Here is a 12,484-nt window from a genome sequence, read left to right as displayed (position 1 = left end):
AGCTATTAAAACCAAACAATGGCTATTATTCTCTTTAATTTTAATAAACGGAGGGAATAAAAATCATGAAAACAAAAAAATGGGCCATCTCTATCGGACTGACTGCTGGAATGATTGCAGGTTCGGTTCTTTTCACTCCATCAGTGATGAAAGCGTCCGAAGAAGTCATTCTCGCCAGCGTGGACTGGGTAACATCACAGCTAACCCCTATTAGATCGGACATCAATGCCTTAAAAGCGAAAGTCGAGCAACAGCAAAAAGAGATCGATAGTCTAAAGCAACAATTAGCCAATAACCCCCCAGCTGTCTCATCGCCGTCCACCGTATATGTTAAGAAAAATCATGTCGCTATTCGCAGTGGGGCATCGGTGCAATATAAAGTAATTGCCTATAAAAATGCTGGAGACGCGTTAAAAGTCATTCAGGTATTTACGTCTGCTCAAGGGTTATGGTATCGTGTTGAACTTTCTTCTACCTTAAAAGGCTGGGTGTATTCCGGCGATGTTTCCACCTCCCTTGTCAGCGGTAGTACCACCAAAAAAGTCATTACTACCGATAAAGTAAATATTTACAAAGGAGCTACGACCGCATATCCAATCATCGCAACTTTAGAGCGCGGAACAAGCCTGATCTATATACAGCCATTTACCAATAGCAAAGGGGAAGTATGGTATAACGTCCAACTAGCAAACGGTCAGCGCGGCTGGATGCCCGCCAAGTTCGGTGAGGTGAAATAATTCGTGAAAAAAATATGTTTCTTTTTATTTCCTGTTATCTTCTTTTTGTTTTTTCCCGTTTCTTCAAACGCTATGGAAATTATCACCTATGAAAACCCTGTCAATGTCCTAGTATACAAAGGGACGAGTGTCACAGTTTCTGTGAATGGAAACTATCAAATTTTAAATAAAGAAAAAACGACAATTACGCCATTGGCAAGTGGAACAACATTAACTTTCCAGTATTATCCGTCGAAAGTTTCTGTCACATACAATTCCAAATCTGATTTTTCTAGCACTGGATTTATTATTCAGGAAGCAAAGGGGGCCGCGCCGCTATCCTTAGTAACGGTTAACAAAACCCGTTATCGCGGCGGACTAGATATCAGCACGCAAAACAGCTCCCTTCAAGTAGTGAATATTTTAGGGATGGAAGACTACTTAAAAGGTGTCGTTCCAAGCGAAATGCCTTCTTCCTGGCCAATGGAGGCATTAAAGGCACAGGCGATTTCTGCTAGAAGCTACGCTTATGTAAATAGAGACAAATTAACTACTAAACCAAATACCCAAACGTATAAAGGGTTTGACGGTGAAAACCAAAGAACGAATCAAGCCGTCGAAGCGACGAAAGGACTGTATGTCAAATATCAAGGCAAGATCATCGAGACAATTTATCATTCTACCAGCGGCGGGAGAACAGCTAATGTTGGCGATGTATGGGATTCAAGTCAAAGTGCCCATCCTTATCTCGCCAGCGTTGATGATCCATATGAATCATCGCCGCATAGCCGATGGTCTTTTACCTTTTCTCCTAGCACGATTTTGCAGTCGTTCGGCATTCTTAATCCATCAGCCGCTTTATATAACATGTCCATCACCAAAACTGGGGCGAATGGGGAAGTAGGCGCCGTAACGATTGAGACTTCGGAAGGCGCAAAGACAGTCAAAGGAGACGAAATGCAAATCCGCAAGCTGTTTCCTCTTGGCAGCGGATCATATTACGGAATACTGCCATCTAGTTGGTTTGATATCCAAGTAAATAAAGAAGGCAAGCAATTATATATACAAACATCGCAAGGAAAAAAAGCCGCTACCTCTTTAAAAGGACAAACGGTGCAGACTGCCAACGGCACAGTGACGATATCGGAAGACGTAAACGTACAGACTGCCACAGGGGTCACTTTGGTTTCTTCTGACCCGGCAAAAGTCACTTCCATTACGGTAACGGGAAAAGGCTGGGGACACCGTGTCGGCATGAGCCAATATGGAGCGAAGGCATTTGCAGAGAAAGGCTGGACAGCAAAACAAATTCTTGAGCATTATTATAAAGGAGCAAAAGTTTCTTACTAAAAGACGGAAGCATGCTTGGCTCTATTTTATAACATTTACAGTTCGTACGGATGAAGCGGCAAAAAAAGAAACCAGTGTGACCGGCATGGACACGCTGGTTTCTTTTTTATCTTTTATTCGGAAAGATGTTTTAATAAATCGTCTACAATACGGCTCCATGAATATTCCTCTACCGCCAATTTCCTTCCGTTTTCCGACATAGTACGGTATTCCTCTTCAGAAATTTGCATTAGCTCACGTATAACGGCAGCAATTCCTTCTGGTTGCTCTGGAGGTGCAATTCTTCCACAATAATACGTTTCCAAAATTTCAGCGCTCTCTCCGGCTCCACAATAAAGAACCGGCGTTCCTGTAGCGATAGCTGGGAAAATCTTGGATGGCCGCGCCCCTTTAAATAAATCAATATTACGCAGCGACACAATACTGTAATCCGATATAGAAAAAATGTCAGGCATTTTCGATACAGGCACGGAACCGTAAAACGTAACATTATCAAGACGCAGCTCTTCTTTTAACTGGATTAATTTTTCCCGCTCCTGGCCATCGCCGACAAAGAGAAAGTGAGCGTTTGGATATTCGTCTTTAATTAAAGCGGCCGCCTGCAAAACGGAGTCCAATCCTTGTGCATATCCCATCGTTCCGGCATAAGTAAACACCACTTTGTCTTCTAATCCTAACTCCCTTAATAGCTCTTTATTTTTTGGCAAAGGTTTAAATACATCTGTGTTTACCCCGTTTGGCAATAAAAAGACATCGCGCGGCGCTTTCCCTTGTTCAATCATATAATCGCGAATGCCTTCTGTCGCTGCTGCGATTTTCCATGACTTTTTGTATAAAAATAACTCAAGCCATCTTGCCATCCGGATAAATGCTTTATTTTTTAATATTCCTAGCTCTACCGCAGATTCCGGCCAAATATCGGCAACATTAAATACAAATTTTGCCCTTTTTAGCTTTGCCCCAAGATAGCCGGTAATTCCCAAAAACAAAGGCGGGGAGTTGCAAATAATAACATCTGTCGGCTTCGATTTAAAAAGGGAATAAAACGAGCTGAATGTAAAAGAAAAGTAAGAAGCCAATCTTTTCCAAAAACTCCCTTTTGGTGATGGATAAATCCATGTGCGATGAACAGGAATACCGTCCCATTCTTCAAATAAATAAAACATTCCGCGGTATTCTTCTGGAATGACTCCTTTCGGATGATGTGGAAACGCCGTCAACACTTCCACTTGATGACCTCTTTTGATCAATTCCTTGCTCACTTCATATACTCGAATTTGCGGTGCGCCCGTCTCAGGTGGAAAGTGCTGGCACAAATAAATGATTCTCATAATTGCTCCAGCTTTTCCTTTAAGTATTGTTGTAACTTCTCTTTTAAATCCGGGCGCTTTAACGCAAAATCGATGGAAGCTTGGAGAAATCCAAACTTATCTCCCACATCGTAACGCATCCCTTTAATAATGCAGGAATATACTTTTTCCTTGGACAATAATCGATCAATCGCATCCGTTAACTGGATTTCCCCTTTCGAATCGGGAGACACTTGCTCTAGCATATCAAAAATCGCTGGAGTTAAAATATATCGGCCAATGATTGCCTGGGTGGACGGTGCTTCTTCGACCGATGGCTTTTCGACAAGACCTTTAACCATGAATAAATCCCCGTCTTGTCCATTATAATCAACAATTCCGTACTTATTCACTTCGGAACGTGGCACTTCTTTTACCCCTAGAATGCTTGACTGAACGCGTTCATACTGTTCCATCATCTGTTTTAATGCTGGAACATCGCTGTCAATAATATCATCGCCTAGCAATACAGCAAACGGCTCATTTCCGATAAACTTTTTCGCACATAAAACAGCATGTCCAAGACCAAGTGGTTCTTTTTGGCGAACGTAATGAATGTCGACTAAATTCGAAATCGACTCAACAATTTTCAGCATATCATGCTTTCCTGTCCGTTCCAAAAGCAATTCTAACTCGACTGATTTATCAAAATGGTCTTCAATCGCTCGTTTGTTTCTCCCTGTCACAATAATGATATCCTCAATGCCTGAATGGACAGCCTCTTCTATAATATATTGAATGGTCGGTTTGTCAACAATTGGCAACATTTCTTTCGGCTGCGCTTTTGTAGCTGGTAAAAAACGCGTACCAAGACCCGCTGCTGGAATTACTGCTTTTTTAATCATCCTTCACACCTCATTTAATGTTTGCTTGTATAAGCGAAGCATCCTCATTGCATTCTCAGTCCAATCGTAATGTTCTTTCACATGAAGAACCCCGTTTTCTCCCATTTTCACGCGCAACTGTGAATCACGTAAAAGTGTTTCAAACGCTTCTGCCAACTTTTCTGGATTCTCTTTCGGTACCACGTATCCAGTTACTCCATCTCTCACCACTTCCGGCAATCCTCCTACATCAGATACGACTACCGGAACGCCGCAAGCCATTGCCTCTACCGCTGCCACACCAAAACTTTCGCTATCTTCCGTTGATGGTACAGCGAAAATGTCCATTTCGTTAATGTAAGTTGGTACATCTGTATTCGGAACACGTCCGGTGAATGTCGTCACACCGCTAATCCCCAATCTTTCTGCCAATTCTTCGTATTCTTGACGCTGTGGACCGTCACCGACAATGACTAAATTCGTATTTGGATAATCTTTATGAACGATCGCAAATGCTTTGATCAAATCAGCGATACCGTACTTGTCCGAAAGCGCTTTGACCGTGCCGATTGTGACAACGTCTTTTTCGCGCTTTTTTAGTGGTTTAAACTTTGTTAAATCAACGCCAAATGGAGTTACTTCAATATGTTTGTTCGTATATTTTTTCGTTTCAATCGCCATGACATGGCTCGTCGAACAAATCATGTCTGCTCGCTCTAAGGCAAGCTCGACAATACGTTTATTTATATTGCTTTGTTGCGGAAATTGATAAATATCTCTTCCCCATACGGAAACATAAAATGGATGATAATTGGAAAGAGCACCGACAAACCCATAACTCGACACATAATGAGCATGTAAAATGTCAGGTTGAAACGATGTCAATAGTCTTTTTAGCGCGAATATGCTCGAAATATAGGATAATTTCCCGGGTAACAATTTCGGTAACACTATTGTTTCGACTTCTTTCGCGTTTTCTGGCGAATAGTGGTCTTTAAAAGTGACCACTTTGACATCGATACCATTTTCTTTATAAAACAATGCCCATTTATGGGTGTGGATCGATTTGCTCGGGGCTAGCAGCAGTACTTTCATTCATCTTCCCCCATTAACGTCTTTTTCACTTTTTCTACTCTTGCCTCCCATGAATGCTTTGCTACAAACGTTCGTACAATATTGTCACGGTAGCTATCCAGCGATTTCATCATCGTTTGAATGGCCTCCGCCATGGAATGTTTATTATCATCACAAATAATACCGTACCCATCCGCTTCAATAAAACGCTTTTGCGCCAAACAGGATGTAGCCACAATTGGCAGTCCATTTGACAAATATTCAACAAGTTTGACAGGCACGGAAAAATCATTATATTCGCTGCGAATTCTTGGAATAAACGCAAAATCCATCTGTGCATACAAACGATCTAATTTTTCTCCACTAATATGTTTTACCTCAACTTTCAATTGCTTGATGCGTTCCTTTTTCGAAACAGGTAAAGCATCATATTCATTTTTACGACATACGACAGTTAAATGAACAAGCGGTTTTTCCCGATTTACTATTTCTAATGCGTCAAGAAGTAAAAACAATCCGTAGTCATCATTGTTAATGCCGCCAACATAAATCGCTTTGGAAATGTTGTTATCGCGCTGTTTGAGTGGAATCGTTTTTCGCTTTCCTCCCGGCGGCAAATCTGTCATCGGACGCCGGATGGAAACGTACTTGCCCATCTCTATGCTAGGTAAAAAAATGACATCACAATATTTTTCATAAAACCGCTCTTCCCACCGATAAACAGTTTGCATAATTTTTTTCTTCCAGCCTTTGAGCGGGTAGAGCTCATCAAACTTCCAATACACATCACGATAAAAAACACCTACGGGAACATGATGTTTCTTCAAATACCGTAATACTTTCCAATCAATCAACGGTTTTTGCGGTTTATGTCCCGGGTCGGTCAACCATAAAGGAATCGTTTGGTTTTCCATATAGCAGAACAAAAGATTTGTCAGCTTCCCTTCGTTCTGAAGCTGACAAAATTGCTTTTCCCGCTCTGCTGACGTACCAGAAATAAGAATCACTTCAATTTCCTCTTTGACACCCCATTCACAAAACGCTTTATACATTTCGTGTGGTCTTAACTTAGAACCGCTATTCGGTTGTTTCGCGAGCGGAAAAGGATAGTAAACAAGGACCTTTTTCATTCTAAATCCCTCATCGACTGTTAAATTTTTTTGTAAGCATTAACCGTATATCGTCCTTTATACGCATAAACAGTGCCAATCCCCCAAACAGGGTTATAAGCAATATCCAAATCGGATTGAATAAGAAATCGGTAAAACCTCCAACAATTGTTCGAGGGATGTTGATCGAAAAGTAAACAAACAGACTAAGAAATATTGGATTTTTCGGCAGACGGAGAAAGAGAATATACAAAAGCTGAATTACCGCTCCTACGTATAGGGTGCCAATAATGATACCTAAATAACCAAAGTTAGCGTATGCTTCCGCGACAAAGAGCGTATTCAATACTCCCCCTGTTCCATCTTCAATCCGCTCTGGAAATACGTGAGCCATTACCATTCGCGCGGAACGAACATTGTCGATATCAAACAATCCGGTTAAGGCTGAAGGTAAACTTTTTCCATAAAGAAACGGCAATGCTTCTCCAAATATATTCAAGTGCAAAAATGTTGGCGCGATTTGTGCTAGGATTAATCTGCCAATCGGTCCTTTATTGTAGGATAAAAATGTTTCAATATTATTGACTCCTTGAATGACAACATACATCCCGACAAGAACAGCGCCGCCAATGATTCCGTATACTGCTAATTTTACAGGAGAAAATCTCATTTTCCCAATATATATACGAACGAGGAAAAACATAATAAAGTAGAAAAAGATCGGAGATTTAGCTAAATCATATACATTAACAAACACGGCGCCGGCAAACAGAAACACAAAAAGCAGCTTCCATCTAAGTTCATTGGTCAACACAGCAAAAAGATAAACAATAATCGATAAAACAGGAGTAAGAGTGAGAGCAAAAACATTTCGAAACAATACGTTTCCATGAAAATGACGCGATGCTTCCACGCGTAACTCCGCCAAACTTTCGTCCGTACCTTTTAACAACTCAAAAATCGGAATATCAGGCGTCTTCCAAACCATATAAATAATAGCTAAGAAACTAATCGCTGATAAGGTAGAAAACAAATAAAATATTTCGTTGCGATTGGCAGCCATATTCTCAATTGGTTTTTTTAAATAATCATTAAATTCTCGCTTCGCCTCAAACCCGCACAGTTTCGAAACAAAGAGCATCGATAGCGGCAGAAACACCATGACAAAACAAATAACAACAAATCCAATCATGCGGTATTCATCAGGGCGAAAAAGTTTCCTCGTCATATAATAGTCGTCTATACCTAATGCAATGAACAACGCACCGATAAAACTAGAAACTAACAGTGAATAGTAATAGACAATGGAGACAAGGTTCGGCTTCGTAAAAGAAAGTGTTCCTGCCACATAACGAAACAGTAAAGTCGATATACATAATACGATCATCCAAAAGAGCACATAAAGCATAGAATCGCACCCTTACACTTGTTCAATCGCCGCAGCAATTTTTTCTGCCGCTTTTCCATCACCAAATATATTGGCATACACAGGGTTCACCACTTTTTTTACCGCTTCCACAATCTTCTCTACATCCGTGCCAACCAAAATATTCGCTTCCGATTCTAATGTTTCTACCCATTCCGTTTGTTCACGGACAGTTACGCAAGGCACTTTCATAAAATAGGCCTCTTTTTGCACACCGCCGGAATCAGTAATAATTTTTTTGGCATTGCTTTCTAGCGTTAACATATCTAAATAACCGACAGGCTCAATGATCTTCAGGTTAGGAATGGATGCTGCATCCAATCCGTATTCTGCCAGTTTATGTTTTGTCCGTGGATGAATCGGCCACACTTTCATTTCATCGATTTGCGCAAACGCCTCTAATATATTTTTCATATTATTGATATCATCAGTATTTTCTGCACGGTGAATCGTAATTAAATGATATTGTTTCGACTGCAGCCCTAAATCGGCAAGAATTGTCGATTTTTGTTGTGCCAATCCTTGATTATATAGTACCGCATCGTACATGACATCCCCAACATTGATCACGTTTCGCGTAATGTTTTCTTTTTTCAGATTTTCTACCGCGGTATCCGTCGGACAAAATAAAAATTCTGATACATGGTCTGTCATAATTCGGTTAATTTCTTCCGGCATTTTTTTGTTAAAACTGCGCAATCCCGCTTCAACATGAATAACAGGAATGTGCAATTTCGCAGCTACGAGCGCGCCGGCAAGAGTGGAATTAGTATCTCCGTACACTAATACATAATCAGGCTTCTCACGCAACACGATTTCCTCTATCTTGATTAACATTTCCCCGGTCTGCTTTCCATGAGTACCAGAACCAACACCTAAATGATAATCAGGTTTTGGAATGTTTAACTCTTCAAAGAAAATATCAGACATATTCGCGTCATAATGTTGCCCAGTATGGATAATTAATTCTGTATGTCTTTGACGCAGCACACGAGAAACAGGCGCTGCTTTAATAAATTGCGGTCTTGCACCTAAAACGGTAACAATTTTCATCGTAACACCTCCTAAAAAATCGGTTCCCATTGATATTATCTTTTTCGGTGATTACCCGTGTTTATTCGGCGGTACCCCCGTGAAAATGTGACGGCTTAGCGCGAAAATCCGCATCTACGCGGCTAATCAGCACTATGAGCAGAAAGTAGATCCATCCAAGTATAACCCATCCGTCATGTATTTTCGTTTCTTGAATATACACAATAGCCACTAGGCTAATCAGCGCGTTTACAAATAAAAAGGACATTTTCCCAAATGAAACTGGCACATAATAAACTTTTTGGCTTTTTCGGAAAATAAACCATATCGCAAAAGCGTAAGTAAAAATATTTGCGACAACCGCTCCCCATCCAATCCAAAAAGGAACGAGTGTCAAATTTAAAACAATATTGAGGAACGCCGCGATCATAAACACACGGGTAATGTACGCCGTCTGCTTTGTAAAAAAGAGACCGGCAGAAATAATTAGATAATAAAAATTTAAAAACGTGACACACGAAAGAAATGAAACATAAGGATATGCTTCGTAATACTCTGGAGCAAAAAACGTTTTCATAATCCATGGACTAACCGTTGCAACCGCTATAATTCCGAAAAGCCCCAACAGCAATAAAGCCATATAAATTTTTGCAAACAGCCATGGGCTGTTTTCTTTATCTTTCATTGACATAGAATAAGGACGCCAAGCCATTTGTACGCCGCTTGTAATCAACGTAATCATCATTGCTAAGCGCAATGCTACCCCAAATACCCCCACTTCCTCAAGGGAGGCGAACTTTTGAATAAAAAATGTACTCGAATTGGCAATTACCCAAAACGCTAAAGAGGTTGGCGCCAATGGAGCGGCGTAAGCGAGCAGTTCTTTAAGGACGTCCCGTCTCACATGAAACTTTAAATACTTTCCCGTAATATACAACATAAAAAAGAAAATAATGCCGCTGCTTATTAATCTACCGAGAAACAACCCTTTCGGAGTCGGTTCAAAAAATTTCAACGCTGCATAGGAAAGAACCGCAACGAGAAGCATTTTTATCAGCGTAAATAAAACAACTTTTTTTGTTTGAAATTCAAATCGCATGACGGTCGTCACAACAACAAAAATGGTATCCAAAAGCAGCGTAAATAAATTAATATACAATAAATCAACATAATGAGGATTTTCTAGTAGCGCTTTGGCAATCCATGGCCCGGCTAACAGGACAAGCACAAATAGCAAAAAAACGACAAAAAGCCGGAAATACATGACATTTCGTACATACACAAGGCGCTTATTCTCATCCTTTGTGTCGTAGTAATAAAACGATAGCGCCGAATCTGTGCCAAAAATAACAAGGAAAGTCAACATCGATGTCCATCGATCTAAAATATCGACAATCCCATATTGGGCTCTCGATAAAAAGCTCGTGTATACCGGCAACATAATAAACGCGATAAGTTTTGTTCCCACGTTCATAAACGCGTAAAGGAGCGAATCCGCTCCTAAACGCTTTAATTGCGAAAACAATTATAACAACTCCCGTTCATCTACCATTTTGCTGAATCTCGCCGGGAAGCCTTTCACAACCGTTTTCGGCTCTGTATCTTTCGTTACGAGCGCTCCTGCTGCCACAAATGTCTCCTCGGCGATTGTAATTCCAGGCAGAATGATAACTCCGCCTCCGACGCGGGCTCCCCGCTTAATCGTCGCACCTTTAATTTTCGAGAAACGTTCTTCCGTACGTCCCATATAGTTATCATTCGTCGTTGTCACGCAAGGCGCAATAAAGACATGGTCTTCCAATGTCGAATATGCTGTAATGTAAGAGTTGGATTGAATTTTTGTGCGGTCGCCAATTTCGACATGGTTTTCAATGCAAACGCCACGTCCAACGATGACGTAATTACCGATTTTTACGTTTTCCCGCACGCTTGCAAGGTCTGCAACTAACGTGTTTGCCCCAATGGTTGCACCGCGGTAAATGACCGCATTCGCGCCAATGGTACAATCTTCACCAATCACAAGGGCAGGAATGTCATCTGAAAGCTTCACCGTACTTGTTTTCGCCGGTTTTGGCGGTTTACCAAGCACAGCACCATCGGCGATGGTCGTGCCATCACCGATGATGGTCCCTTCATGAATCGTTACGCGGTTGCCGATTTTTACATCATTGCCGATTTTTACGTTTTTTTCGATCACGGTAAAATAACCAATTTCGACGTTTTCGCCTAACACGGCAGACGGATCAATAAAATTCATGTTTCCTTCTCCTTCATCACAATTTTACATATTTATTCGGCTTGTGAACATCTTTCATGGCGTTGCGTGTATCGAAAATAACCGGGCTGTTTTGCGCAATCATTTCATAATCGAAATTAGAATGATCCGTTGTAATAAGCACAATGTCCGATTGCTGCAGTAGCTCCGGCGTCAGTTCCACCGTTTCGATCACACGGTTGCAAGCGCGGAACGAAGGAACATATGGATCGACTACGGTAAATTGAGCACCGTATTGCTCTAGCAATTCTACAATTTTCAAAACAGGGGATTCGCGCACATCATCGATATCTTTTTTATATGCTACCCCTAACACCGTCACTTTAGAGCCGCGGAGCGCTTTTCCTTCTTCGTTGAGAATGAGCATCGTCCGATTCACTACATACTCTGGCATCGCATTATTAATTTCCCCTGCGAGCTCGATTAAACGGGTATGATAGTTATACTCACGGGCTTTCCAAGTCAAATAAAATGGGTCAATAGGAATGCAGTGGCCGCCTAATCCCGGGCCTGGATAGAAAGCCATAAATCCATATGGTTTTGTTTTCGCTGCCTCAATTACTTCCCAAACATCGATTCCCATTCGTTCACACAAAATGGCCATTTCATTAGCCAATGCGATGTTAATATGGCGGAACGTATTTTCAAAAATTTTCTCCATTTCCGCAACAGCTGGGCTTGATACTTCATGAACATCGCCTTCGAGAACAGAACGATAAAGAGCCGCTGCCACTTTCGTACATTTTTCTGTCACACCGCCGACCACTTTTGGTGTGTTTTTCGTTTTAAATATTTTATTACCAGGGTCAACACGCTCTGGAGAATACGCAACAAAGACGGTTTCTCCTACTTTTAGACCTTTTTTCTCAAGCGCTGGTTTCACGATTTCTTCTGTTGTGCCAGGGTAAGTCGTTGATTCAAGAACAACTAACATTCCTTCGTGCGCATATTTGGCAATTTCGTTTGCAGAGTTCTCTACATAAGATGTATCTGGCTGATGATGCTCATCTAATGGCGTTGGAACGGCAATTGCCACTGCATCGACTTCCGCAATGCGCGCATAATCTGTCGTCGCTTGTAAATAACCTTTTTTCACCATTTCATGAAGGTCTTCATCTACGACGTCACCAATATAGTTAATTCCGCTATTTACTTGATCGACGCGACTTTGTTGAATATCAAAACCGATCACTTTAAAGCCAGCTTTTGCTTTTTCCACCGCAAGAGGCAAGCCAACATATCCTAACCCTACGACACCAATAACCGCTTCTTTATTTTCGATTTTCGCTAATAAACTTTCATAAAAGTTCATCGTTGATGTCTCCTTCC

The 12,484-nt window shown here is 41.1% G+C and carries 11 protein-coding genes; 2 read left to right on the top strand and 9 right to left on the bottom strand.

Going from position 1 to position 12,484, the window contains the following annotated elements; all coding sequences use genetic code 11:
• The first annotated feature begins 62 nt into the window (after nucleotides 1-62).
• Both AC1WMD_RS09760 and AC1WMD_RS09755 read left to right on the top strand, forming a co-directional pair.
• Complete coding sequence (locus AC1WMD_RS09760; protein ID WP_494257203.1) at nucleotides 63-737, top strand: SH3 domain-containing protein; 675 nt, start codon at nucleotides 63-65, stop codon at nucleotides 735-737.
• 3 nt (nucleotides 738-740) lie between these two features.
• Nucleotides 741-2,066 carry a SpoIID/LytB domain-containing protein gene (locus tag AC1WMD_RS09755; RefSeq protein ID WP_494257004.1) on the top strand — a complete coding sequence of 442 codons (1,326 nt, stop codon included), beginning with the start codon at nucleotides 741-743 and terminating at the stop codon, nucleotides 2,064-2,066.
• A gap of 113 nt (nucleotides 2,067-2,179) precedes the next feature.
• On the opposite strand, the gene AC1WMD_RS09750 is transcribed toward AC1WMD_RS09755, so the two are convergent.
• The 9 genes from AC1WMD_RS09750 to AC1WMD_RS09710 form a co-directional block, all read right to left on the bottom strand.
• Nucleotides 2,180-3,397: a glycosyltransferase family 4 protein gene (locus AC1WMD_RS09750; RefSeq protein WP_494257002.1), complete on the bottom strand. Its 1,218-nt coding sequence runs from the start codon at nucleotides 3,395-3,397 to the stop codon at nucleotides 2,180-2,182.
• Nucleotides 3,394-4,260, bottom strand: a complete 867-nt coding sequence (galU, locus tag AC1WMD_RS09745; RefSeq protein ID WP_494257000.1) for a UTP--glucose-1-phosphate uridylyltransferase GalU — start codon at nucleotides 4,258-4,260, stop codon at nucleotides 3,394-3,396. Before galU ends, AC1WMD_RS09750 begins: the two co-directional genes overlap by 4 nt.
• A gap of 3 nt (nucleotides 4,261-4,263) precedes the next feature.
• Nucleotides 4,264-5,334 (bottom strand): glycosyltransferase, encoded by a 1,071-nt coding sequence (locus AC1WMD_RS09740; protein ID WP_494256998.1) that lies wholly within the window; start codon nucleotides 5,332-5,334, stop codon nucleotides 4,264-4,266.
• Nucleotides 5,331-6,443, bottom strand: coding sequence for a glycosyltransferase (locus AC1WMD_RS09735; RefSeq protein ID WP_494256996.1), 1,113 nt, complete (start codon nucleotides 6,441-6,443; stop codon nucleotides 5,331-5,333). Before AC1WMD_RS09735 ends, AC1WMD_RS09740 begins: the two co-directional genes overlap by 4 nt.
• Nucleotides 6,444-6,453: 10 nt before the next feature.
• Nucleotides 6,454-7,830 carry an O-antigen polymerase gene (locus tag AC1WMD_RS09730; protein WP_494256994.1) on the bottom strand — a complete coding sequence of 459 codons (1,377 nt, stop codon included), beginning with the start codon at nucleotides 7,828-7,830 and terminating at the stop codon, nucleotides 6,454-6,456.
• A 12-nt stretch (nucleotides 7,831-7,842) separates the two neighbouring features.
• Nucleotides 7,843-8,901 carry a non-hydrolyzing UDP-N-acetylglucosamine 2-epimerase gene (gene wecB, locus AC1WMD_RS09725; RefSeq protein WP_494256992.1) on the bottom strand — a complete coding sequence of 353 codons (1,059 nt, stop codon included), beginning with the start codon at nucleotides 8,899-8,901 and terminating at the stop codon, nucleotides 7,843-7,845.
• Nucleotides 8,902-8,962: 61 nt separating this feature from the next.
• Nucleotides 8,963-10,405 (bottom strand): lipopolysaccharide biosynthesis protein, encoded by a 1,443-nt coding sequence (locus AC1WMD_RS09720; protein ID WP_494256990.1) that lies wholly within the window; start codon nucleotides 10,403-10,405, stop codon nucleotides 8,963-8,965.
• Nucleotides 10,406-11,137 carry an N-acetyltransferase gene (locus tag AC1WMD_RS09715; RefSeq protein ID WP_494256988.1) on the bottom strand — a complete coding sequence of 244 codons (732 nt, stop codon included), beginning with the start codon at nucleotides 11,135-11,137 and terminating at the stop codon, nucleotides 10,406-10,408. It lies immediately after the preceding gene.
• A 16-nt stretch (nucleotides 11,138-11,153) separates the two neighbouring features.
• The gene (locus AC1WMD_RS09710; protein ID WP_494256986.1) at nucleotides 11,154-12,467 is read right to left on the bottom strand and encodes a nucleotide sugar dehydrogenase; all 1,314 of its coding nucleotides are present in this window, start codon (nucleotides 12,465-12,467) and stop codon (nucleotides 11,154-11,156) included.
• Nucleotides 12,468-12,484: the final 17 nt, after the last annotated feature.

This window comes from Parageobacillus sp. NEAU-HV-2, from assembly GCF_059115485.1.
The sequence above is the reverse complement of the archived record's forward strand: the minus strand, read 5'-3'. Positions and strand labels throughout refer to the sequence as shown.